The 23,899-nt window shown below is 73.7% G+C and carries 18 protein-coding genes, 1 pseudogene and 1 riboswitch; of the genes and pseudogenes, 14 read left to right on the forward strand and 5 right to left on the reverse strand.

The genetic code is table 11. From position 1 onward, the window contains the following. The first annotated feature begins 47 nt into the window (after positions 1-47). The 12 genes from CGL27_RS42445 (at position 48) to CGL27_RS50500 (ending at position 13,670) form a co-directional block, all read left to right on the forward strand. Positions 48-575 carry a helix-turn-helix transcriptional regulator gene (locus tag CGL27_RS42445; RefSeq protein WP_078639089.1) on the forward strand — a complete coding sequence of 176 codons (528 nt, stop codon included), beginning with the start codon at positions 48-50 and terminating at the stop codon, positions 573-575. Then, the gene (locus CGL27_RS42450) at positions 562-1,299 is read left to right on the forward strand and encodes a hypothetical protein (protein ID WP_119992839.1); all 738 of its coding nucleotides are present in this window, start codon (positions 562-564) and stop codon (positions 1,297-1,299) included. Before CGL27_RS42445 ends, CGL27_RS42450 begins: the two co-directional genes overlap by 14 nt. Further along, positions 1,292-2,476 carry an MAB_1171c family putative transporter gene (locus tag CGL27_RS42455; RefSeq protein WP_119994821.1) on the forward strand — a complete coding sequence of 395 codons (1,185 nt, stop codon included), beginning with the start codon at positions 1,292-1,294 and terminating at the stop codon, positions 2,474-2,476. The genes CGL27_RS42450 and CGL27_RS42455 overlap by 8 nt, the downstream gene beginning before the upstream one ends. 191 nt (positions 2,477-2,667) lie before the next feature. Continuing rightward, positions 2,668-3,897, forward strand: a complete 1,230-nt coding sequence (locus CGL27_RS42460; protein WP_119992841.1) for a cytochrome P450 — start codon at positions 2,668-2,670, stop codon at positions 3,895-3,897. 337 nt (positions 3,898-4,234) lie between these two features. Beyond that, positions 4,235-6,118, forward strand: a complete 1,884-nt coding sequence (gene mutA, locus CGL27_RS42465) for a methylmalonyl-CoA mutase small subunit (RefSeq protein WP_119992843.1) — start codon at positions 4,235-4,237, stop codon at positions 6,116-6,118. Then, positions 6,118-8,346 carry a methylmalonyl-CoA mutase gene (scpA, locus tag CGL27_RS42470; RefSeq protein ID WP_078639085.1) on the forward strand — a complete coding sequence of 743 codons (2,229 nt, stop codon included), beginning with the start codon at positions 6,118-6,120 and terminating at the stop codon, positions 8,344-8,346. The genes mutA and scpA overlap by 1 nt, the downstream gene beginning before the upstream one ends. Positions 8,347-8,349: 3 nt before the next feature. Beyond that, the gene (gene meaB, locus CGL27_RS42475; RefSeq protein WP_078639084.1) at positions 8,350-9,348 is read left to right on the forward strand and encodes a methylmalonyl Co-A mutase-associated GTPase MeaB; all 999 of its coding nucleotides are present in this window, start codon (positions 8,350-8,352) and stop codon (positions 9,346-9,348) included. Then, positions 9,341-10,084, forward strand: a complete 744-nt coding sequence (locus CGL27_RS42480) for a (2Fe-2S)-binding protein (protein ID WP_119992846.1) — start codon at positions 9,341-9,343, stop codon at positions 10,082-10,084. The genes meaB and CGL27_RS42480 overlap by 8 nt, the downstream gene beginning before the upstream one ends. A gap of 52 nt (positions 10,085-10,136) precedes the next feature. Further along, positions 10,137-10,946: an acyltransferase gene (locus CGL27_RS42485; protein ID WP_119992848.1), complete on the forward strand. Its 810-nt coding sequence runs from the start codon at positions 10,137-10,139 to the stop codon at positions 10,944-10,946. Between the two features lie 50 nt (positions 10,947-10,996). Then, positions 10,997-12,292, forward strand: coding sequence for a precorrin-6y C5,15-methyltransferase (decarboxylating) subunit CbiE (cbiE, locus tag CGL27_RS42490; protein ID WP_346345771.1), 1,296 nt, complete (start codon positions 10,997-10,999; stop codon positions 12,290-12,292). Continuing rightward, positions 12,289-13,059 carry a precorrin-4 C(11)-methyltransferase gene (gene cobM, locus CGL27_RS42495; RefSeq protein ID WP_078639081.1) on the forward strand — a complete coding sequence of 257 codons (771 nt, stop codon included), beginning with the start codon at positions 12,289-12,291 and terminating at the stop codon, positions 13,057-13,059. Before cbiE ends, cobM begins: the two co-directional genes overlap by 4 nt. A gap of 473 nt (positions 13,060-13,532) precedes the next feature. Next, positions 13,533-13,670, forward strand: coding sequence for a hypothetical protein (locus CGL27_RS50500; protein ID WP_162953195.1), 138 nt, complete (start codon positions 13,533-13,535; stop codon positions 13,668-13,670). A gap of 28 nt (positions 13,671-13,698) precedes the next feature. On the opposite strand, the gene CGL27_RS42500 is transcribed toward CGL27_RS50500, so the two are convergent. Further along, on the reverse strand, positions 13,699-14,847 hold the full coding sequence (locus tag CGL27_RS42500; protein ID WP_119994823.1) for a cobalt-precorrin-5B (C(1))-methyltransferase: 1,149 nt from the start codon (positions 14,845-14,847) through the stop codon (positions 13,699-13,701). Positions 14,848-14,900: 53 nt separating this feature from the next. Between CGL27_RS42500 and CGL27_RS42505 the strand changes: the two are divergent. After that, positions 14,901-15,661: pseudogene (locus tag CGL27_RS42505) on the forward strand (cobalt-precorrin-6A reductase). A gap of 9 nt (positions 15,662-15,670) precedes the next feature. On the opposite strand, the gene CGL27_RS42510 reads toward CGL27_RS42505, so the two are convergent. From CGL27_RS42510 to CGL27_RS42520, 3 genes are read right to left on the reverse strand one after another with little or no spacing between them, the layout of a single operon-like run. Continuing rightward, complete coding sequence (locus tag CGL27_RS42510) at positions 15,671-17,170, reverse strand: precorrin-2 C(20)-methyltransferase (protein ID WP_119992852.1); 1,500 nt, start codon at positions 17,168-17,170, stop codon at positions 15,671-15,673. After that, the gene (locus CGL27_RS42515; protein WP_119992853.1) at positions 17,167-17,817 is read right to left on the reverse strand and encodes a precorrin-8X methylmutase; all 651 of its coding nucleotides are present in this window, start codon (positions 17,815-17,817) and stop codon (positions 17,167-17,169) included. The genes CGL27_RS42510 and CGL27_RS42515 overlap by 4 nt, the downstream gene beginning before the upstream one ends. Then, positions 17,814-19,442: a nitrite reductase gene (locus tag CGL27_RS42520; RefSeq protein WP_119992854.1), complete on the reverse strand. Its 1,629-nt coding sequence runs from the start codon at positions 19,440-19,442 to the stop codon at positions 17,814-17,816. The genes CGL27_RS42515 and CGL27_RS42520 overlap by 4 nt, the downstream gene beginning before the upstream one ends. Before the next feature lie 132 nt (positions 19,443-19,574). Further along, a riboswitch (cobalamin riboswitch) is annotated at positions 19,575-19,658 on the forward strand. A gap of 54 nt (positions 19,659-19,712) precedes the next feature. On the opposite strand from CGL27_RS42520, the gene cobN reads away from it, so the two are divergent. Further along, positions 19,713-23,357, forward strand: a complete 3,645-nt coding sequence (cobN, locus tag CGL27_RS42525; protein ID WP_119992855.1) for a cobaltochelatase subunit CobN — start codon at positions 19,713-19,715, stop codon at positions 23,355-23,357. A gap of 76 nt (positions 23,358-23,433) precedes the next feature. Here cobN and CGL27_RS42530 read toward each other — a convergent pair whose 3' ends face one another. After that, positions 23,434-23,688 carry a hypothetical protein gene (locus tag CGL27_RS42530; RefSeq protein WP_119994824.1) on the reverse strand — a complete coding sequence of 85 codons (255 nt, stop codon included), beginning with the start codon at positions 23,686-23,688 and terminating at the stop codon, positions 23,434-23,436. Between the last annotated feature and the right edge of the window lie 211 nt (positions 23,689-23,899).

Here is a 23,899-nt window from a genome sequence, read left to right on the forward strand (position 1 = left end):
CAACCGTGAGGGTGTTCGAGCCCGGGAGCAGCCGTGAGGGGGCGCAGATGGCAGCGGGTGCCGACAGGTCACCGGACGCCGCCGACAGCCCGCTGGCGGACCGGCTCAACTACCTGTTCACCACCATGCACCCGCCGGGCGCGCCGTACACCAACGCCTACGTCGCCGAGGAGATCAGCGGTGGCGAGGAGTACGGCGGGGTGAGCGTGACCGAGCAGTATCTGTCGATGCTGCGCAACGGCAAGCGCACCAATCCCAGCCCGGATGTGCTGCGGGCGCTCGCCAAGTTCTTCGCCGTGCCCGTCGGTTATCTGCTGGGCGACCTGTCGCCTTCGCAGGCCGAGCGGGTCGAGGAGGAGGTGCGGTTCCTCGTCGCGATGCGCGACAAGCGGGTCCGCAGCATCGCGCTGCGCTCCGTGGGCCTCCCGCCGGAGGTCCAGGACAGTCTCACCACGATCATCTCCCAGTTCCGGCAGCAGATGAACCTTCCGCCCGAACCTCCCGGTCCGGACGGAGCCGCCGGAGCGGACGGTTCGGGTGGTCCGGACGGCGAGGCGACGAATGGCCGTCGATGACCCGGAACTGTTCTCCTCCTGGCGGCGGACCGGATACGAGGGTGGTACAGGCATGCGAGTGGGCCGGATACGGCGGCAGTGCAAGCAGCTCATCAAGGAGCTCGGGCTGCCCGCCTCGACCGACCTGCCCGGTCTGTGCGCCATCGTCGCCCGCCGCGTCGGACGCCCCGTCCACCTGGTGCCGATGAGCCTGGGCGGTGTGGTCTCGGGCATGACCGCCTCCACCGACGAGGACTACTGGATCTTCTACGAGCTCCGGACGTCCCCCTGGCACCAGATCCATATCGTGCTGCATGAAATCGGCCACCTCCTGCTCGGACACGAGCAGGACCCGGCCGTCACCGAGGAAGCACTGCGGATGTGGACGCCGTCCGTCGATGTGACCACCGCGATGCGCCGGCTGGGGATGACCCCGGACTTCGCCCGCCACCACTGCTACGACAACCTCACCGAGCGCGAGACCGAGGTGCTGGGCACGCTGCTGATGGAGCATGTGGTGCCGACCTCACCGGACCACGGGCTGCCGCTCCAGGGCCGGGCGGCCGAACTCGCCGCGGCGCTCGGCCCGGCGCTGCGCCACGTGCGCACCGACCGCGCCGTCAATGCCGACCGCACCGACAGTGCCGACCGAACCGGCAGTGCCGACCACCCCCACGGGGCCGACCGCACCGGCGGCGCCGACGGTGGCGTACGCGGTGAACCGGGCGGTGACACCGGTGTTTGACCTCGTGTATCTCTGCTTCGGCGCCGCCGCCTGGACGATGGCCGGATACAAGGCCCGGGCCTGGTTCCGCGACCGCGCCAACGCCGATCTCGGCCTGGCCTGTGTGATGACCGCGGCCGTGGCGAATGTGTTCCTGCTCTCCGCGCCCAGCGTCTACCGCTGGTTCGACGGCCTGGTGGGTGTCGCCAATCTCGCCATGGTCCTCCTCTACTCCTCCGTCGTGGTGTTCGCCACCGGCGCCCTGGTGCTGCTGCTGCGCTGGACGGGGTCGGCGGTGCGGCCCCTCGTGGTGGTCGCCGCCGTGGCCGTGGCATGGACCGTGGCCATCGTCGGCTTCGCGGTCGGCCGCCCGGACGCGGTCGAGCACCCCCGCGACTTCAGCACCGCCTATGCCGACGCCCCCGGAGTGGTCCTCTTCCTGGTGCTGTATCTGGCCATCTTCGGAGCCGGTCTGGCGGGGCTCGGCATCCTCTGCCCGCGCTATGCCGCCAGCCTAAGCGGCTCATGGCTGGCCCGGGGGCTGCGGGTGCTGGCCGCCGGATGCTGGCTGGGACTGGCGTACTGCGCCTGCAAGCTGATCGGTTTCGTCTTCTCCTGGGCGGGCCGTGAGCTGTACTGGCTCTCCAACGGGGTCGCCCCGCTGACCGCCTCGGTCGCGGCGCTCCTGGTGCTGGCCGGCTTCGCCATCCCCGCCGTCGGGCCGCGGGCCTCGGCATGGCGCCGCTTCCGGCGGCTGCGGCCGCTGTGGCGGGAGGTCACCGCACAGGCACCCGAGGTGTCCATGGGCCACTCCCGCTGGACCGGCTGGTGGCCGTTCGCGGACCTCGAGTGGCGGGCCAACCGACAGATGGCGGAGATCCGCGACGTACAGCGCGGCGTACGGCGCCATGTGGACGCCACCGTCCTGGAGATCGCGCATGTCAAGGCCGGCGCGGCGCGACTCGACGATTGGCAACTTGCTGCCGTAGTGGAAGCAGCGGCGCTCAGACGCGGTTTGCTGAATCAAGCAGCGGGACATGTGCCGGAGTCCGCGGCGGACAGCGTGGTGATGACGACAGGGGCCGAACTGGTGGAGGAGCACGAGCATCTGGCCCGCGTCGCCGACGTCTATCACCTGCCGCTCGTGGACGAGGTGCTCGCGGAACTGAGGGAGGAGACCGCCGCCCAGCGGCGGTGAACGGGGGGATCACAGACGAGGTGGCCCTGGACGGGGGTCGGGGCCGCCCGTGGCACAGGCGGCGCCGGGGGGATTCAGCCCCGGCGCCGCCTCCCGGCCACCACCACACGCACCTGTGCGCATCGCCCGGACGGGCTGAAACGCCCCACCCGTTCAGGCCCGGAGGACGCCACCGCCTAGAGTCGGGAGCCATGCAGAACACCGCGCATGCCGCCGGAACGGACGGCCCGGAGCTCGTTGACACCGCCCCGATGATGGAGGACCTCTACCCGGCCCTGGCCACGCTCCGCGAGGCGGGCCCGGTCCATCGGATCGCCGGCACCGACGGACGACCCGCCTGGCTGGTGACCCGTTACGAGGATGTGCGGCGGCTGCTCGCCGATCCGCGCCTGGCCCTGGACAAGCGCCACGCCGCCCCGGGCAACTACCGCGGCTTCTCCCTGCCGCCCGCCCTCGACGCCAATCTGCTCAACATGGACCCGCCGGACCACACCCGGGTGCGCCGACTGGTGGTCAAGGCGTTCACCCCCGGCCGTGTGGAGCGGATGCGCGAACCGGTCCGGCGGATCGCCGACGAGCTGCTCGACGCCATCGAGTCCGAGGGCCGCGCGGACCTGCTGGCCGCCTACGCCGGACAGCTGCCCATCATCGTCATCTGCGATCTGCTCGGCGTCCCGCAGCGCGACCAGCGCGACTTCCGGGCCTGGAGCGACGCCCTGATCACCCCCGATCCGGCGCGGCCGCAGGCGGCGAAGGAAGCGGTCGGCAGCATGCTCCGCTTCTACACCGGGCTGATCGAGAAGAAGCGCGCGGAGCCCGGGGACGATCTGCTCTCGGATCTGATCCGGGTCCGCGACGACGAGCCCGGGGACGGCGACGGCAGGCTCACCGAGGACGAACTGACCTCGCTCGCCTTCCTCATCCTCCTCGCGGGCTACGAGAACACCGTCCACCTCATCGCCAACTCGGTGCTCACCCTGCTCGACCACCCCACGGTCCTCCAGGAGCTGCGCGCGGATCCGGGTGGTCTCGCGGCCGCCTTCGACGAACTGGCGCGGTACGAGGGCCCGGCGTCCCTGGGAATCCGCCGCTTCCCGCTCGAGGAGATCGAGATCGGCGGTGTGACCATCCCCGCCGGGGAGACCGTGCTGCTCTCGATGGCCTCGGCACACCGTGACCCGGCCCAGTTCAAGGATCCGGACGACTTCAATCCACATCTTGGCCAGTCCGGTCACCTTGCGCTCGGCCATGGCATCCACTACTGCCTCGGCGCGCCCCTGGCCCGGATGGAGCTGGAAATCGCGCTGGCCGCGCTGGTTCGGCGTTTTCCGGGGCTGCGGCTGGACGTCCCGAGGGAGGAGCTCCGATGGCGGCCGTCGATCCGCGCGCGTGGCCTGATCTCGCTGCCCGTCGCATGGTGAAACGGGGAAGCGAACACGTTTTTGATGCATAACACCCCGCCGATGCGGTAAAAAGGTCTTCGAGCCCGCCCGGTGTGCATCCCCCGTCGCACCGGGCGGGCCTCTGTGTGTCCGCGGCGGTCCCAGGTCCAGGGCCGTCGTCGACCATGGTCCGGGGTCGTCGTCGACCATGAGAGCCCGTTCCGCACCCCGCGCCGGGCCCATACGCCTCACCCACCCCGGCCGTGGGCGGTCGACACTACTGAAATCCCTAGAGCTCACCCCTGAGATCACTAGAGAGTAAGCTCACAGGCTTAACCACTGCTTCGGCTTTAGCGGACCCCATTAGCCTCCTCCTATGACGGTCCTGCCCGACGGGCTTCCCCTAGCCGACGATTTCCCTGAAGTGACGCGAGACCAATGGCGCCACCTTGTCGAAGGCGTGCTGCGTAAAACCGGCACATCGGACGCCGTGGGCGCCGAGGCCGAAGCGGCCCTCGCTACCGCGCTCGAGGACGGCATCACCGTCCACCCCCTCTACACCGCCGAAGACGCGCCCCAGGACGCCGGATTCCCCGGCTTCGCGCCCTTCGTGCGCGGCGGCCGGGCCGAGGGCTCCGCCGTATCCGGATGGGACGTACGCCAGCGCCACGCCCACCCCGATCCGGCGCGCACCAACCAGGCGATCCTCGCCGACCTGGAGAACGGCGCCGGCTCGGTCTGGCTCGCGGCCGGCGCGGCCGGGGTGCCCGTGGACGGGCTGCCCGAGGCCCTCAAGGGGGTCTACCTCGACCTCGCCCCCGTCGCCCTCGACGCGGGCGCCGACTTCGAGGACGCCGCCCGCGCCCTGCTGCGGCTCTACGCCGGCCGCGAGGTGCCGCCGGGCGCCGCGCTCGGCAACCTCGGCGCGGACCCGCTGGGGCTCGCGGCCCGTACCGGACGCGACGACGGCCTGGCCGGGCAGCTGGCCGCCGCGGCCGACCTCGCGGGGATCTGCCACCGCGACCACCCCGGAGTGACGGCCTTCGCCGTGGACGCCCTGCCGTACCACGAGGCGGGCGCCGGGGCGGCCCAGGAGCTCGGCTGCTCCCTCGCCGCCGCGGTGGCGTATCTGCGCACCCTCACCGAGGCCGGGCTGAGCGTCGAAGCCGCCTGCGCCCAGCTTGAGTTCCGCTACGCGGCCACCGCCGACCAGTTCCTCACCATCGCCAAGCTCCGGGCCGCCCGTCGCCTGTGGGCGCGTGTGGCGCAGGCGTGCGGCGCGCCGTCGGAGGCGCGCGCCCAGCGTCAGCACGCGGTGACCTCCCCGGTGATGATGACCCGGCGCGACCCCTGGGTGAACATGCTGCGCACCACCGTCGCCACTCTCGCGGCGGGCGTCGGCGGCGCGGACGCGGTCACCGTGCTGCCCTTCGACAGCGCGATCGGCCTCCCCGACGACTTCGCCCGCCGGATCGCCCGCAACACCTCCACGATCCTGCTGGAGGAGTCACAGCTGGCCCGGGTGATCGACCCGGCCGGCGGCTCCTGGTACGTCGAGAAGCTGACCGACGACGTCGCCCGCGCCGCCTGGGCCTGGTTCCAGGAGATCGAGCGCGCCGGGGGGATGGCCGCGGCCCTCGCCTCCGGGCTGGTCCGTGACCGGCTCGCCGAAACCTGGGCGCGCCGCGGCCGCGACCTCGCCCGCCGCAAGGAGCCGATCACCGGCGTCAGTGAGTTCCCGAACCTCGCCGAGCGGCCCGTCGAGCGCGAGCCCGTCCCGGAGCCGCCCAGCGGCGGACTGCCGAGGGTGCGCCGCGACGAGGCGTACGAGGCGCTGCGCACCCGCGCCGACGCCCAGCTGGCGGCCGAGGGCAGCCGGCCCAGGATCTTCCTGGCCGCGCTGGGCCCCGCCGCCGCACACACCGCCCGCGCCTCCTTCGCCGCCAACCTCTTCCAGGCGGGCGGGATCGAGGCGGTCCACGAACCCGCCACGGTGACCGCGGAGACGGTCGCCGAGGCGTTCGCCGCCAGCGGCGCCCGCGTGGCCTGCCTGTGCTCCAGCGACAAGCTGTACGCGCAGGAGGCGGCGGCCGTGGCCGAGCGGCTCAAGGCGGCCGGGGCGACCCGGGTCTACCTGGCCGGACGGCCGGGCACACAACAGGATGAGTACGAACGGGCCGGAGTGGACGGATTCGTCTTCGCGGGCTGCGACGCGGTCGAGGTGCTCACCTCGGCTCTGAACACCATGGGGGTGGCGTGATGGCCGGCGCTCCGGTGGAGCCGGGCAAGATCCCGGACTTCTCGGCGGTCGATCTGGACGGACCGGCCGAAGGCCCGGTGCCCAGCTCCGGCGACTGGGCCGCCGCGCTGCAGAACAGCGTGGGCAAGGGCGTGGAGGACCTGGTGTGGGACACCCCCGAGGGCATCGGGGTCAAACCGCTCTACACCGCCGAGGACCTCCAGGGCGTCGACTTCCTGGGCACCTACCCCGGCGCCGCGCCCTATCTGCGCGGCCCGTACCCGACGATGTACGTCAACCAGCCCTGGACCATCCGGCAGTACGCGGGCTTCTCCACCGCCGAGGAGTCCAACGCCTTCTACCGCCGCAACCTCGCGGCCGGACAGAAGGGCCTGTCGGTCGCCTTCGACCTGCCCACCCACCGGGGCTACGACAGCGACCACCCCCGGGTCACCGGTGACGTCGGCATGGCGGGCGTGGCCATCGACTCCATCTACGACATGCGGCAGCTCTTCGACGGCATCCCGCTGGACCGGATGAGCGTGTCGATGACGATGAACGGCGCGGTGCTGCCCGTGCTCGCGCTCTACATCGTGGCCGCCGAGGAACAGGGCGTACCGCCCGAGAAGCTGGCCGGGACCATTCAGAACGACATCCTCAAGGAGTTCATGGTCCGCAACACCTACATCTATCCGCCGCAGCCGTCGATGCGGATCATCTCCGACATCTTCTCCTTCACCTCGCAGCGGATGCCGCGCTACAACTCCATCTCCATCTCCGGCTACCACATCCAGGAGGCCGGAGCCACGGCCGATCTGGAGCTGGCGTACACCCTGGCCGACGGTGTGGAGTATCTGCGGGCCGGCCGGGACGCCGGGATGGACGTGGACGCCTTCGCGCCCCGGCTGTCGTTCTTCTGGGCGATCGGCATGAACTTCTTCATGGAGGTCGCCAAGCTGCGGGCGGCGCGGCTGCTGTGGGCCAAGCTGGTCAAGCAGTTCGACCCGAAGAACCCCAAGTCGCTGTCGCTGCGCACCCATTCGCAGACCTCCGGCTGGTCGCTGACCGCCCAGGACGTCTACAACAATGTGGCGCGCACCTGTGTGGAGGCCATGGCCGCCACCCAGGGCCACACCCAGTCGCTGCACACCAACGCGCTGGACGAGGCGCTCGCGCTGCCCACCGACTTCTCCGCCCGGATCGCCCGCAACACCCAGATCCTGCTGCAGCAGGAGTCGGGCACCACCCGGGTCATCGACCCGTGGGGCGGCAGCGCGTACGTCGAGAAGCTGACGTACGACCTGGCGCGGCGGGCCTGGCAGCACATCGAGGAGGTCGAGGCGGCCGGCGGCATGGCCAAGGCCATCGACGCGGGCATCCCCAAGCTGCGCGTCGAGGAGGCCGCCGCCCGCACCCAGGCGCGGATCGACTCCGGCCGCCAGCCGGTGATCGGCGTCAACAAGTACCGCATCGACAGCGATGAGCAGCTCGAGGTCCTCAAGGTCGACAACTCGGCGGTGCGCACCCAGCAGATCGAGAAGCTGCGGCGGCTGCGCGCCGAGCGCGACGAGGCCGTCTGCCAGGACGCGCTGCGCGCCCTGACCGCCGCGGCCCGGTCCGGTCCGGGCGCGGGTCTGGAGGGCAATCTGCTGGCGCTCGCCGTGGACGCCGCCCGCGCCATGGCGACCGTCGGCGAGATCTCCGACGCGCTCGAGGCGGTCTATGGGCGCCACTCGGGGCAGATCCGTACGATCTCCGGTGTGTACCGAGAAGAGGCCGGAGCATCCTCCGGCGTGAGCCGCACCCGCGCGCTGGTGGAGAAGTTCGAGAGCGCCGAGGGCCGCCGCCCCCGCATCCTGGTCGCCAAGATGGGCCAGGACGGTCACGACCGCGGCCAGAAGGTGATCGCCACCGCCTTCGCCGACCTGGGCTTCGACGTCGACGTCGGCCCGCTGTTCCAGACCCCGGAGGAGGTCGCGCGGCAGGCGGTGGAGGCCGATGTGCACATCGTCGGCGTGTCGTCGCTCGCGGCCGGCCACCTCACGCTGGTGCCCGCGCTGCGCGAGCAACTGGCCGAGGCGGGGCGTGAGGACATCACCATCGTGGTCGGCGGGGTCATCCCGCCGCACGACGTCCAGACCCTGCACGACGCCGGCGCCGCCGCCGTCTTCCTGCCGGGCACGGTCATCCCGGACGCCGCCCATGACCTGGTGCGGAAGCTGGCCGCCGACCTCGGCCACGAGCTGTAGTCCATGCCACGGACGATCGACATCGAGGAGTACGCCAAGGGCGTGCTCGACGGCCATCGCGCGTATATCGCCCGTGCGATCACGCTCGTCGAGTCCACCCGGCCCGACCACCACGACCTCGCCCAGCGGCTGCTGGTCGAGCTGCTGCCGCACACCGGCGGGGCGCGGCGGATCGGCATCAGCGGGGTGCCCGGGGTGGGCAAGTCCACCTTCATCGACGCCCTGGGCACCATGCTCACCGGGGCCGGCCACAAGGTCGCGGTGCTCGCCGTCGACCCTTCGTCGACCCGCACCGGCGGCTCCATCCTGGGTGACAAGACCCGGATGGAGCGGCTGGCGGTCGACCCCGACGCCTTCGTACGGCCCTCGCCCAGCGCCGGGACGCTGGGCGGGGTCGCCCGCGCCACCCGCGAGTCCATGGTCGTCATGGAGGCCGCGGGCTATGACGTGGTGCTGGTGGAGACCGTGGGCGTGGGCCAGTCCGAGACCGCAGTGGCCAATATGGTCGACTCCTTCCTGCTGCTCTCCCTGGCCCGCACCGGCGATCAGCTGCAGGGCATCAAGAAGGGTGTCCTGGAGCTGGCCGACGTGGTCACCATCAACAAGGCCGACGGCCCCCACGCGCGGGACGCCAAGTCGGCGGCCCGTGAGCTGGCGGGCGCGCTGAGGCTGCTGCAGCCCGCGGACGCGCCCTGGAACCCGCCGGTGCTCACCTGCAGCGCCCGCGAGTCCACCGGGCTCGACGTGCTGTGGGAACGCCTGGAGCAGCACCGCCGGGTGCTGGAGGCCACGGGCGCGCTGCAGGCCAAGCGGCGCGACCAGCAGGTCGACTGGACCTGGTCGATGGTGCGCGACCAACTGCTCGCGCGGCTGCACGCCCACCCCGAGGTGCGGCGGCTCGGGCCCGAGCTGGAGCAGCGGGTCCGCGAGGGCACCCTGACGGCCACGCTGGCGGCGGACCGGCTGCTGGAGGCGTTCCGGGCCCCGGCCGACGGTGGATGAGGCGCCGCTGCCGGAAGCGGCCCGGGTCGGGCCGTTCTTCGCCCTGCGCACCGGTATCGGCGAGCCACGCGAGGAGGGGTACGTACGGATCGGCGAGGCGTACCGGCTGACCGGCGAGGGCGCCGCCGGGCCGGTGCTGCGCGCCCGGGTGGAGGCGGTCGCCGCGAGCCTGCGCACCGATGAGCCGAGGGTCGCGGCCTCCCTCGCCTTCCAGGGCCTCGCCGCCCGGGTGTGGTCGCTCGCGCTCGGCCCGGCTGCCCTCTCCGACCAGGTGCCCCACCTCCGGCCCGACCGGCTGTGGTGGAACCCCGGGCGGGTCGCCCCCGACGACCTGTGGTGGCCCGGCGTGCCGCCGGTGATGGGCGAACCGGGAGGACTCGCCGGTCAGGTGGGCACCGCGGCGTTCGTCCAGCTGATGCCGCTGCACCACGCCATTGGACGGGCCTACCGGGTCTCGGGGCGGCTGCTGTGGGGCAACGCCGCCTCGGCACTGGCCGGTTCGCTGCGCGTGCTGCACGACTGGTGCCGGGCACACGGCCGCGCCGAGGCGGCGGACCGGGCCACCGAGCTGGCACGTGCCCAGCTCGCCCACCCGCCGCTGCGCGAGGCCGGCACCCTGAGCACCGCGCCGCTCGGCTACCGGCGCCGCACCTGCTGTCTCTACTACCGCGTGCCCGGCGGCGGGTTGTGTGGCGACTGCGTACTGCGCGAGGCGCCGGGACGCGGGAGCGCGTAGGGGACGCCGGGGTGACGCGGACGGCCTCCCGATGGGCCGATACGGTGGGCGAATGCCGAAGAACGAGAACCTGTTCTCATCCTGGCGGGGCTGGTGCGGACGCGTCACCTCCCGTCTGGTCCACCGCGGATGGCGCGCCGTGCAGCGGGCCGGCGCGGTGACGGCCGAGCGCCCCGGCCCGTACCGGTTCGGCCGCATCGGCGTCGGCACCCGGCTGGCGTTCCCCCAGGGCACCCTCTTCGGCGAACCGTGGATCGAGCTCGGCGAGCACTGCGTCATCGGCGAGCAGGTGACCCTCACCGCCGGCATGATGCCCGGTGTGGACCTCGGCCCCGATCCGGTTCTGCGCATCGGCAACGGCGTGGTGCTGGGCCGGGGCAGCCATGTGATCGCGTCGGTGCCCGTGGAGTTCGGCGACGATGTCTTCTGCGGCCCGTACGTCTATGTGACCAGCGACAACCACTCCTACGACGATCCGGAGCAGCCCATCGGCCGCCAGTGGCCGCGCTCCGCGCCCGTCCACATCGGCCCCGGCAGCTGGCTGGGCGCGGGCGCGGTGATCCTGCCCGGGGCGCGGCTGGGCCGCAACGTGGTGGTCGCGGCGGGCGCGGTCGTACGGGGCGAGGTGCCCGACCACGCCGTGGTGGCCGGGGCGCCGGCCCGGATCATACGGCGGTGGGCCCCGGAGGAGGGCTGGCAGCCGCCGCTGCGCACCCCGGCGCCGGTGCCGATCCCCGAGGACATGACCGTCGAGCAACTGCTGGCGCTGGCGGAGCTGGAGCGCGAGCGGGAGCAGGCGGGGCAGCGGGAGCAGCCGGGGGAGCGGGGCCTGGAGCGGGAGCCGGGGGCCGGGGCGTCGTAGCAGGTCAGTAGAGTTTCGTGGACCGTTCCCCGACCCGCGAGGTGACCATCGTGAGCCCGCCGCCTCCCCCCGTGACCGTCATCGGCATCGGCGCCGACGGCTGGGACGGGCTCGGTCCCACGGCCCGTGAGGCGTTGCGCACGGCCGAGGTGGTCATCGGCGGACATCGCCATCTGGGCCTGCTGCCGCCGGAGTGCCACGGTGAGCGGGTGCCCTGGCCGTCCCCGCTGCGCCCCGCCGTCCCCGGGCTGTTCGCCGCGCACACCGGGCGGCGGGTCTGTGTACTGGCCAGCGGCGATCCCATGTTCTTCGGCATCGGCCGCACCCTGGCCGAGCTGCTGGGCGCCGAGCGGCTGCGGGTGCTGCCCCATCCCTCGTCCGTCTCCCTGGCCTGTGCGCGGCTCGGCTGGGCGCTGGAGGAGACCGAGGTGATCAGCCTCGTCGGCCGTCCCCTGGCCACGCTGAACCGTGAGCTGTACGCCGGACGGCGGCTGCTCGTGCTCAGCGCGGGCGCCCAAACCCCCGCCGAGGTGGCCGGGTTGCTCGCGGACCGCGGTTTCGGACCGAGCCGGATGCGGGTGCTGGAGCGGTTGGGGAGCGCGCGGGAGCGCTGTGTGGAGGGCACGGCCAAACAATGGCCCCATCCGCCCGGCGACCCCCTCAACGTCATCGCCGTCGACTGCGCCCCGGCGGACGGCGCCCGGCCACTGTCGCTCGCGCCGGGGCTGCCCGACACGGCGTACGACCACGACGGACAGCTCACCAAGCGCCATGTGCGGGCCGCCACCCTCGCCGCGCTCGCCCCCGCCCCCGGGGAGCTGCTGTGGGACGTCGGCGGCGGCTCGGGCTCCATCGCCGTGGAGTGGATGCGCGCCCACCGCACCTGCCGGGCGGTCTCGGTCGAACGCGACCCGGTGCGCGCCGAGCGCATCGGCCGCAACGCCGACGCGCTCGGTGTGCCCGGGCTGACCGTTGTCACCGGCGCCGCCCCGGACGCCCTGGCCGGACTGCCCATCCCCGACGCGGTGTTCATCGGCGGCGGCCTGACCGCCCCAGAGCTGCTGGAGGCGTGCTGGGCGGCCCTGCCGCCCGGTGGCCGGATCGTCGCCAACACCGTGACCCTGGAGTCCGAGGCGCTGCTCGCCGACCGGTACCGCCGCCACGGTGGCGACCTCGTCCGCCTCGCCGTCTCCCACGCCACCCCGGTCGGGGCCTTCACCGGCTGGCGGCAGGCGATGCCGGTCACCCAGTGGTCCGCCACCAAACCGCTCGACTCCCGGGGCCCTGGCGGGTACGCCGCCGCTCCCGCGGGATCCGTCGAAGCCGCTCAAGGAGAGACACGATGACGGTGTACTTCATCGGCGCGGGCCCCGGTGCCGCCGATCTGATCACGGTGCGCGGCGCCCGGACCCTGGCCCGCTGCCAGGTGTGTCTGTACGCGGGCAGCCTGGTGCCGCGTGAACTGCTCGCCGAATGCCCGCCGGACGCCCGTCTCGTCGACACCGCCCGGCTCGACCTCGACCAGATCACCGCCGAGTTCGCCGCCGCCCACGAGGCGGGCCATGACGTGGCCCGCCTCCACTCCGGCGATCCGTCGGTCTTCAGCGCCGTCGCCGAGCAGATGCGCCGCCTCGACGCCGCCGGCATTCCGTACGACGTCGTCCCGGGCGTTCCCGCCTTCGCCGCCGCGGCGGCCGCGCTGAAGCGCGAACTGACGGTCCCGACCGTCGGCCAGACCGTCATCCTCACCCGCATCGCCCAGCAGGCCACCCCCATGCCGGAAGGCGAGGACCTCGCCACTCTCGGCCGCGGCGGTGCCCTGCTCGTGCTGCATCTCGCCGCCCGCTACGTGGACCGCGTCGTCGGCGAACTCCTCCCGCACTACGGCGCCGACTGCCCGGCGGCCGTGGTCGCCATGGCCAGCCGCCCCGACGAACTGGTGCTCCGCGGCACGCTGGACGACATCGCGGCCCAGGTGAAGGCGGCGGGCGTGGTACGGACGGCGGTCATCATCGTTGGCCGCACCCTGGGCGCCGAACAGTTCCGCGACAGCCACCTCTACTCCTCGGACCGCGAACGCCCCCACGAGTCCTGCCACCCACACGGCACCTGATCCCGGCCCGGCCGGGACCACGACCGCCCGCCGTGTGCCGGCGCCGGGGCATCGGCCCTGGTGGCGTGGCCTCGATGGGGTCGGGGACGCTGTGCCCCGGCAGCGTGCGACGCGCGCCCGTGCGGGGCGTCGCACGGTCCGTGCGGGGCACCGGGCGAGGGGTCCAAGGCCGCCAGGGGGCGGCGGCGTGTCGAGGACGCCGGCGGCGGGCCACCGCGACCGCGCCGAGCGGGTCGGTGCCGGCTGCGGCGGCAGCGGGTCCGCGCGACGGGCGTGGTGAAGGCCCGCACCCCGTCCGGTTCGCCGCGTCGCGCGGGTGGACGGCGGCCGTACCGCGCCGTGCCGGTGTGTCGTCGCGTCGACCGGAGGCGGCGGCACCGGCGCGCGTGGCCTGCAAGGCGAGGTGTCCGCGGCGTGTCGGGGGTGCTGACTCAGTGCGTGGCGGGTCCGTGCGGCGGGCGCGGTGATGATCCGTGCACCGTCCCGTGTGCCACGCCCCGCGGGTGGCCGTATCCCACGGGCCGGTGTGTCGCCTCGCCGACGTGTCGGCCCGGGAGGGCGTGGCACGGGTGCGGGTGCCGCCCCGCACCCTGCCGGGTGCCGTGCTGTGACGCGGGGGTGCGGCGATCGCGCCGGGGGTCAGCGCTCCCGGGGGCCGCGTGGCTCGGCGCGGCCCACGATCGTGCCTGCGCGGTCGATGCAGATCACGTCCACCGTCACCGGCGCCCCGCGCAGCACGCCGAGCGCCGTGTCGCGGGCTGCCGCGGCGACCAGATCGCCGAGTGGTACGCCGCGGGCGGAGCACAACTGCACCGTCTCCAGGCCGGTGTTGGCCGTCGCAACCGCCTCCGCCAGCTTCTCGTCCGCCCCGCCCCGGCGGGCCAGGTCCGCGAGGAACCCCTTGTCCACCTGGGAGCGTGAGGAGTGCAGATCCAGATGCCCGGCGGCCAGCTTGGAGAGCTTGGCGAAGCCTCCGGCGACCGTCAGCCGGTCCACCGGGTGGCGGCGCAGATACTTCAGCACCGCCCCCGCGAAGTCGCCCATGTCCAGCAGTGAGTCCTGTGGCAGCCCGTGCACGGCCACCGCCACCTTCTCGGACGTCGCACCCGTACAGCCCGCCACGTGGCGCCGCCCCGCCGCGCGTGCGACATCCACCCCGCGCCGGATGCTGTCGATCCACGCCGAGCAGGAGTAGGGCACCACGATGCCCGTCGTGCCGAGGATGGACAGCCCGCCGAGGATGCCCAGCCGCGGATTCCAGGTGGAGCGGGCGATCTCCTCGCCGTGGTCCACCGAGATCTCGATCTCGACGTCACCGGTTCCGCCGTGCCGGGCCGCGACCGCGGCGATGTGGTCGCGCATCATCTGGCGCGGCACGGGGTTGATGGCCGGTTCGCCCACCGGGAGCGGCAATCCGGGCCGGGTCACCGTGCCGACGCCCGGACCGGCCCGGAAGACCACTCCGCCGCCGGGCGGCAGGGCCCGTACCGTGGCCCTGACCAGCGCGCCGTGGGTCACATCCGGGTCGTCCCCCGCGTCCTTGACGACCGCGGCCATGGCCCGGTCCGCCGTCAGCTCCTCGGCCGCGAGCGCGAACGCGGGCCGCTGCCCCTTGGGCAGTTCGATGGTCACCGGGTCGAGGAACTCCCCGTTCAGCAGCGCGGTGTACGCGGCCGTCGTCGCGGCCGTGGCACACGCCCCGGTGGTCCAGCCGTGCCGCAGCCCCGTCCGCTCCAGCTGCGCGCTCCGTCCCCCGGTCGCCTTGGCCTCCGTCTCCGCCTCAGCCATGGGCCGGCCGCCGCGCATACGATGACGGGCGCACGGACGACGAAAGGCACCCGATGAACAGCGCACCGGCGCAGCGCCATGTGCTCATCCTCGGCGGCACCACCGAGGCGCGCCGCCTCGCCGGGGAACTCGCCGACGACCCCGCCCTGCGCGTCACCAGCTCCCTCGCGGGCCGGGTCGCCGCGCCGCGACTGCCCGTGGGGCAGGTGCGGATCGGCGGGTTCGGGGGCGCCGAGGGCATGGCCCGCTGGCTCCGCGAGCACCAGGTGGACGCGCTCATCGACGCCACCCATCCTTTCGCCGACACGATCAGTTCCCACGCGGCCCGGGCGGCCGCCGACGTCCATGTTCCCCTGCTCGCCCTGCGCCGCCCCGGCTGGGTACCCGGTCCGGGCGACCGCTGGCACTCGGCCGGCTCACTGGCCGACGCGGCGCGGCTGGCCCCGGCCCTGGGGGAGCGGATCTTCCTCACCACGGGACGGATGGGCCTGGCCGCCTTCGCCCACCTCACCGAGCCATGGTTCCTGGTCCGCTCGGTCGACGCCCCCGAGCCGCCGGTCCCGCCCCGGATGGAGGCGATCCTCGACCGCGGCCCGTTCACCCTCGGCGGCGAGGCGGAGCTGCTGCGCCGCCACCGCGTCGAGGTGCTGGTCACCAAGGACAGCGGCGCCCACGCCACCGCCCCCAAACTCGCCGCGGCCCGCGCCGCCGGCATCCCGGTCGTCGTCATCCAACGCCCACCCGCCCCCAGGACATCCCGGTGGCCGAGACCCCTGCCGAAGCCGCCGCCTGGCTCCGAACGACCCTGGCCTGAGCCCGGCGGCTAGCCTTCCGGGTACCGGCGTGGCGTCCAGACGACGTCGGTGCCGTCGCCGCGGTGGACCGTGCGGGTCTGGGAGGAGCCCACCAGGAGGATCGTGCGCATGTCGACATCGGCCGGGTCGAGGTCGGCCAGGCGGACGATCCGCACCCGTTCTCCGGGGCCGCCGATGTCGCGGCCCAGCACCACGGGCGTGTCGGGGGCGCGGTGCTCCAGCAGGAGTTCGCGGGCCTTGCCCACCTGCCAGACGCGGCTGCGGGAGCCGGGGTTGTAGAGGGCGAGCACCAGGTCGGCCGTGGCGGCGGCGCGCAGCCGCTCGGCGATGACCTCCCAGGGCTTGAGCCGGTCGGAGAGGGAGATCACCGCGTAGTCGTGGCCGAGCGGGGCACCGGCCCGGGCGGCGGCGGCGTGGGCCGCCGTCATACCGGGGACGATCCGCACCGGGACCTCGCGGTAGGGGTCCTCGGAGGCGGCCTCGAGGACGGCGGTGGCCATGGCGAACACGCCGGGGTCGCCGGAGGAGACCACGGCGACACGCCGACCGCGCCGGGCGAGGTCGAGGGCGAACTCGGCGCGTACGGACTCGACCTTGTTGTCGGAGGCGTGGCGCCGCTGGCCCGGCCGTACGGGCACCCGGTCCAGATAGGTGCTGTAGCCGACGAGGTCATCGACGGCGGCCAGTTCGCCGCGCGCCTCGGGGGTGAGCCACAGCGGACCGGCCGGGCCCAGGCCGACGACCACGACCTCGCCCGCGCCGGACTCGTCGCGCGGCGCGTCCACCCGGCTGGGCAGCACCGCCATCGAGAAGTACGGCACCGACTCCGGGTCGACCTCGGCCAGCGGGGCGGTCCGCTCCGCGTCCATCGTGGCGCGCTCCACATAGCGCGCGTCCGCGAGCCGCCCCGACCGCTCCAGCGCGCGCCGCACCGTCGGGAACGTCCGGCCGAGCTTCATCACGGCCGCCGCGTCCGTCGTCGCCAGCCGGGCCGTCAACTCCTCCTCCGGCAGGGTGCCGGGGAGGACCGTCAGCACCTCCTCGCCCTCCACCAGCGGCGCGCCGAGCCGGGCGGCCGCGGCGCTGACCGAGGTGACACCGGGGACGACCTCGGTGGGATAGCGGTCGGCGAGCCGCTTGTGCATGTGCATGTACGAGCCGTAGAAGAGCGGATCGCCCTCCGCGAGCACCGCGACCGTGCGTCCCGCGTCCAGATGCGCGGCGAGCCTGGCGGCGGCGTCCGCGTAGAACTCGTCCATCGCGCCGCGATAGCCGCCCGGATGGTCGGTGGTCTCCGTGGTGACCGGGTAGACCAGCCGCTCCTCGATGTGGTCGGGCCGCAGATGCCGCTCGGCTATGGAGCGGGCGATGCTGCGCCCGTGCCGGGCGCTGTGGTAGGCGACGACCTCGGCCTCGGCGATGACCTCCACGGCGCGTACGGTCATCAGGGAGGGGTCGCCGGGGCCGAGCCCCACACCGTAGAGCCGGCCCGTCTGCTGCTCGCTCACTCTTCCTCGCTCGCTATCGCGTTGATCGCGGCCGCGGCGATGGCACTGCCGCCCCGCCGGCCGTGCACCACCAGGTGGTCGAGCGCCGCCGGATGCCCGGCCAGCGCCTCCTTGGACTCGGCGGCGCCGATGAAGCCCACCGGCACACCGATCACGGCGGCCGGGCGCGGCGCGCCCGCCCCTCCTTCTTCGATCATCTCCAGCAGCCGGAACAGCGCCGTGGGGGCGTTGCCGACCACCACCACCGCCCCTTCGAGCCGGTCCCGCCACAGCTCCAGCGCGGCGGCGCTGCGTGTGGTGCCCATGCGCCGCGCCAACTCCGGTACGGCGGGGTCCGCGAGGGTGCAGATGACCTCGTTGTCGGCGGGCAGCCGCTTGCGGGTGACCCCGCTGGCGACCATGCGCGCGTCACAGAGCACCGGCGCGCCGGACCGCAGCGCGGCGCGGGCGCGGGAGACCACCTCGGGGGTGTACGCGACGTCCTTGACCAGGTCGACCATGCCGCAGGCGTGGATCATCCGCACCGCCACCTGGCTGACGTCGGCGGGGAGCCCGCCGAGGTCGGCCTCGGCGCGGATGGTGGCAAAGGACGCGCGGTAGATGGCCGCCCCGTCCTTCTCGTAGTCGAACACGGTGTCCTCGATCATGTCGTTCCACGGGCCGCCGCGACGGCGTCGGCCAACTGCTCTGCTGTCACATCCACGCTGTCCGTGCTGTCCGCCTCCGGCGTGTCCCCCCTCGCGCCGCGTACGGTGACGCGGTAGTCCGTGTCGCCGGTCGCCAGCGCGTCCACCCAGCGGCCCCCGGGGTGACCGCAGCGCCGTTCACAGCCGGAGACATACACCGGCAGCGGATCGGGCCCGGCCGGGCCGCCGCCGTACGCCGTGCCGCTCACCGGCCACGGCATCGAACCGCCCGCGACCACTGCCTCCGGGTCCGCGACCACTCCCGCCGGGTCCGCGACCACTCCCGCCGGGTCCGCGGCCCCCCGAGCCGTGCCCGAGGTCCCCGGCGCCGTGCCCGCAACCCCCCGCGCCGGGTCCGCGACCATGCGTGCCGTGTCGGCCCGCACATCCGCCAGGGACTTGGCACAGCCCGGCCGTCCCGTGCACGCGCCGACCCCGAGCCACGCCGAATCCGGCGTGGTCACCAGTCCCGCGTCGGACAGTTCGGCCAAGGCACCGCGTGTGTCGTCCGGGGCGAACCCGGGGAGCACCACGCCGCGCCAGGGTGTCATACGCAGCTCATCGGCCCCGCTCCGGGAGGCGAGCCCGGCGAGCAGCCGCCACTGCGCGGCGCTCACCCGGCCCAGGGGGAGGGCGATGGACAGTGCGTGACGCCCGTTCGGGCCGGGGACCGGTCCGGGGACGGGGGGTGTGGCGCGGGCGCGGGGCGCTGGTTCACGCTCCACGGGTACGGCCTCGACGCCCGCGTCGGCGAGTCGCGCGACCAATCCCTCGGTCGTCACGGCGTGTCGCGCCGGGAGTTCGCGTATCCGCCACGCCCGGGTGCCGCTCTCACGGGCCTTGGCCAGGAACTCCACCGCGGCCAGCGCCGCCGCTCGCGGCGCGTCCTCGCTCCGCACCCGGAGGCCGCTCCCCGCCGCCGACCCGGCCGTACGAGACCCCCGCCGCCCTGCCGCGTCCGGGCGTGTCCCCGCCGTCGGCGGCGACGGCACATCCGGACCCGGCAGCGGACCGCCGACCCGGAGTACCGCTCCACCGTCCGGCGTTGCGATCAATGTCACATCCGCGCCCAAGGCGGCCACATCGCCACGCCCATCGTCCAGCGCGAACAGGAACCTGCCCGACAAGCCCGACAATTCACCGCCCCCAGCCGGTGTGCCGTCGCACAGTGCGGCGTCCAGTTCCCGCACCCACGCCACCACATCCGCATGCCCCCCGCCGTCCAGGCCGGACAGCGGCGACGCCACGATGTTGCGCACCCGGTCATGGCGGTCCGAGGGCAGCAGTCCGGCCGCCCGCAGCCGGGCCGCCAGTTCCGCGCCGCACCCCGCGTCCAGGCCGCGCACCTGCAGGTTGCCCCGTGAGGTGATGTCCAGCCGCCCGTCGCCCAGCTCCTCCGCCACCCGCCCCAGCGCCACCGCCTGACGGCCCGTCAGCAGCCCGCCCGGCACCCGCATCCGGGCGAGTGAACCGTCGTCCGCCGGGTGCAGCCGCAGCGCGCCCGGACAGGCGTCATCGCGCCCGCGCACGGGGCTTTCATCCCCGGATGGGGTGGTTGTCGGGGGGAGGGGCATGGCGGCGAGCATACCGACGATCCGGTCCGGCCCGCCGCCCCGGCCAGGCCGGAACTCACCATCCCGTGGCAGGTCAGCAACGCTTACTATGCTCAGCGGTGGGTCGGTCCCGGCCCGCCGAACGCACAAGACGGCACTCACGGTAGGAAGCCGGTGGAAATCCGGCGCGGTCCCGCCACTGTGAGCGCGGCGGCTGCCGAACGGCAGCGGCCGCGCGAGCCAGGAACTGCCGCCGTCTTCAACCCGCCCGGGGCGCGGACCCCGAGGAAGGCATGCCGCCGCATGATTCTGCTGCTGTCGACGTCCGACACCGACCTGCTCAGCGCCCGTGCCGCCGCGGGCCCGGTGCCGTACCGCCTCGCCAACCCGGCCCGCCTCGCTCCGGGCGACCTCCCCGGCCTCCTCGACGGCGCCGAACTCGTCGTCGTACGGCTCCTCGGCGGCATCCGCGCCTGGCAGGAAGGGCTCGACACGCTGCTCGCGGGCGACCTGCCCGTCGTCGTCCTCACCGGTGAACAGGCGCCCGACGCCCAGCTCATGGAGGCGTCCACGGTCCCGGTCGGCATCGCCGCCGAGGCCCACGCCTACCTCGCCCACGGCGGGCCCGCCAACCTCGACCAGCTCGCCCGGTTCCTCTCCGACACCGTGCTGCTCACCGGCCATGGCTTCGAACCGCCCGCGCCCGCGCCCACCTGGGGTCCGCTGGAGCGCACCGACCGCGCGGCCGGCCCCGGCGACGTCACCGGCCCGACCATCGCGGTGCTCTACTACCGCGCCCACCACATGAGCGGCAACACCCCCTTCGTGGAGGCCCTGTGCCGGGCCGTGGAGGACGCCGGTGGCCGCCCGCTGCCGCTGTTCGTCGCCTCGCTGCGGGCCCCCGAACCCGAGTTGATCGAGGCCCTCGGCGCGGCCGACGCCATCGTCACCACCGTCCTCGCGGCCGGTGGCACCCGCCCCGCCGAGGCGTCCGCGGGCGGCGACGACGAGGCGTGGGACGCGGGCGCGCTCACCGCGCTCGACGTGCCCGTGCTGCAGGCGCTGTGCCTGACCTCGTCGCGCGCCGCGTGGGAGGAGAACGACGAGGGGCTCTCCCCGCTGGACGCCGCGACCCAGGTCGCCGTTCCCGAGTTCGACGGGCGGCTCATCACCGTGCCGTTCTCGTTCAAGGAGGTCGACGAGGACGGCCTGCCGGTCTATGCCGCCGATGCCGAGCGCGCCGCGCGTGTCGCCGGAATCGCGGTACGGCACGCCCGGCTCCGCCATATCCCCGCCGCCGACAAGCGCCTGGCGCTCGTCCTCTCCGCCTACCCCACCAAGCACTCCCGGATCGGCAACGCCGTCGGCCTCGACACCCCCGCGAGCGCCGTCGCCCTGCTGCGCCGGCTGCGCGCCGATGGCTACGACCTCGGCCCCGAGGACGGGCCGGACGCGCTCCCGGGCCTGGTCTCCGGCGACGGCGACGACCTGATCCGCGCCCTCATCGAGGCCGGCGGCCACGACCAGGAGTGGCTCACCGAGGAGCAGCTCGCCCGCAACCCCGTCCGTGTCCCGGCCGCCGACTACCGCCGCTGGTACGCCACGCTTCCGCAGGCGCTGCGGGACGCGGTCGAGGAGCACTGGGGCCCGCCGCCCGGCCAGATGTTCGTCGACACCAGCCGCGACCCGGAGGGCGAGATCGTGCTGGCCGCGCTGCGCCGCGGCAACCTCCTGGTGGTCATCCAGCCCCCGCGCGGCTTCGGCGAGAACCCCATCGCCATCTACCACGACCCCGATCTGCCGCCCTCGCACCACTACCTGGCCGCCTACCGCTGGATGGCCACGCCCCGCGCCGACGGCGGCTTCGGCGCCGACGCCATGGTCCACCTGGGCAAACACGGCAACCTGGAGTGGCTGCCGGGCAAGAACGCCGGACTGTCCGCCGCCTGCGGCCCCGACGCCGCGCTCGGCGATCTGCCGCTCATCTACCCCTTCCTGGTCAACGACCCGGGCGAGGGCACCCAGGCCAAGCGCCGCGTCCACGCCACCCTCGTCGACCACCTCGTCCCGCCGATGGCCCGCGCCGACTCCTACGGCGACATCGCGCGGCTGGAGCAGCTGCTCGACGAGTACGCCGCCATCTCCGCGATGGACCCGGCCAAGCTCCCCGCCATCCGCGCCCAGATCTGGACCCTCATCCAGGCCGCCCGCCTCGACCACGACCTGGGCCTGGACGACCGGCCGGACGACGACGGCTTCGACGACTTCCTGCTGCATGTCGACGGCTGGCTGTGCGAGGTCAAGGACGCCCAGATACGCGACGGACTGCATGTCCTGGGCACCGCCCCGGCCGGGCCCGCGCGCGTCAACCTGGTGCTGGCCATCCTCCGCGCCCGCCAGATCTGGGGCGGTACGTCCGCACTCCCCGGCCTGCGCGAGGCGCTCGGCCTCGACGAGTCGGCCGCCACCCGCACCGGCGCCGACGAGGCCGAGGAGCGGGCCCGCGCGCTGGTCCAGGCGATGGAGGACGCCGAATGGGCCCCGGAGGCCGTCGAGAAGGCCGTCCTCACCCTGCCCGAGGAGCAGCGCCCCGGCGTCTCCGCGATTCTCGACTTCGCCGCCCGCGAGGTCGTCCCCCGGCTGGCCGCCACGACGGACGAGATCGACCACGCCGTCCACGCCCTCGCCGGCGGGTTCGTCCCCGCGGGGCCGTCCGGCTCGCCGCTGCGCGGCCTGGTCAACGTCCTGCCGACCGGCCGTAACTTCTACTCCGTCGACCCCAAGGCCGTGCCCAGCAGGCTGGCCTGGGAGACCGGCCAGGCCCTCGCCGATTCGCTGCTGGAGCGCTACCGCGCCGACAACGACGGCCAGTGGCCGAAGTCCGTCGGCCTCTCGCTGTGGGGCACGAGCGCGATGCGCACCTCCGGCGACGATGTGGCCGAGGCACTGGCGCTGCTGGGCGTCCGTCCGGTGTGGGACGACGCCTCGCGCCGGGTGACGGGCCTGGAACCCGTGCCGCTCGACCAGCTGGGCCGCCCGCGCGTCGATGTCACCCTGCGCATCAGCGGATTCTTCCGGGACGCCTTCCCCCATGTCGTCGGGCTGCTGGACGACGCCGTACGGCTCGCCGCCTCCCTGGAGGAGAGCGACGAGGACAACTACATACGGGCGCACACCCGCGCCGACCTCGCCGCCCACGGTGACGAGCGCCGCGCCACCACCCGGATCTTCGGCTCCCGCCCCGGTACCTACGGCGCCGGGCTGCTCCAGCTCATCGACAGCCGCGACTGGCGCACCGACGCCGACCTCGCCGAGGTCTACACGGTCTGGGGCGGCTACGCCTACGGCCGCGGTCTGGAGGGGCGGCCGGCGCGGGCCGAGATGGAGAGCGCCTACCGCCGGATCGCGGTCGCGGCCAAGAACACCGACACCCGCGAACACGACATCGCCGACTCCGACGACTACTTCCAGTACCACGGCGGCATGGTGGCCACCGTGCGCGCCCTGAAGGGCACCGCGCCCGCCGCGTACATCGGCGACTCCACTCGCCCCGAGACGGTCCGCACCCGCACCCTCCACGAGGAGACCTCACGGGTCTTCCGCGCCCGGGTGGTCAACCCGCGCTGGATCGAGGCGATGCGCCGCCACGGCTACAAGGGCGCCTTCGAGCTCGCCGCGACGGTCGACTACCTCTTCGGCTACGACGCGACCACGGGCGTGGTCGCCGACTGGATGTACGACAAGCTCGCCCAGACCTATCTGCTCGACCCGGAGAACCGCGCCTTCCTGGAGCAGGCCAACCCCTGGGCGCTGCACGGCATGGCCGAGCGGCTGCTGGAGGCCGAGAGCCGCGGGCTGTGGGACGAGCCCGACCCGGAGGTGCTGGAGCGGGTGCGGGAGCTGTATCTGGAGACGGAGGGCGGCCTGGAGGGCGGGGACGACGAATAGGCGCGTCCGCGTCCGCGGGGATGAGTAGGCATATCCGCGCCCCGCGCGATGAGCCGGCCGGTGAACGGGCGGTGGTTCAGTCGGCGGACGGTCGTGCCGCCGGGCGGGCCGCCGCCCGGATCCGGTCCGGCCAGGGGGGACAGTTGACCAGTTCGGTCCACTCGCGGTCGTAGCGCCCGGGCACCGCGCGCCCCGCGGACGCCCAGCGCTCGACCAGATCCGCGTAGATCGGTACGGATGTGGATGTGTGAACGGTCTGATTAACCGTTCCGTCGCCTTCGGTGCTCCGGTCCAGCGCTCTGCTCGGCTGCGAGAGAGAACGGCGTCGCATCGTCGTCGTCATAGTCGGACAACGCGCCGTGCCCCGCCGGGTCACCTTCCGCGCGCCGGTCTCACCCGCATCGGCGTGGTCTCGCACATGTCAGCGACTCCCTGGTGGCGGGCCCGGGCGACCGGGCCGCGCACCCTTTTCGCACTCCGTAATGAAAAGCATTGCCGCATTCATAAAGCCTCTTCGTCGCCAGTGCGGAAGTTTATTGATA

Source organism: Streptomyces sp. 11-1-2, assembly GCF_003595545.1.
In the GTDB taxonomy this organism is placed as follows: Bacteria; Actinomycetota; Actinomycetes; order Streptomycetales; family Streptomycetaceae; genus Streptomyces; species Streptomyces hygroscopicus_B.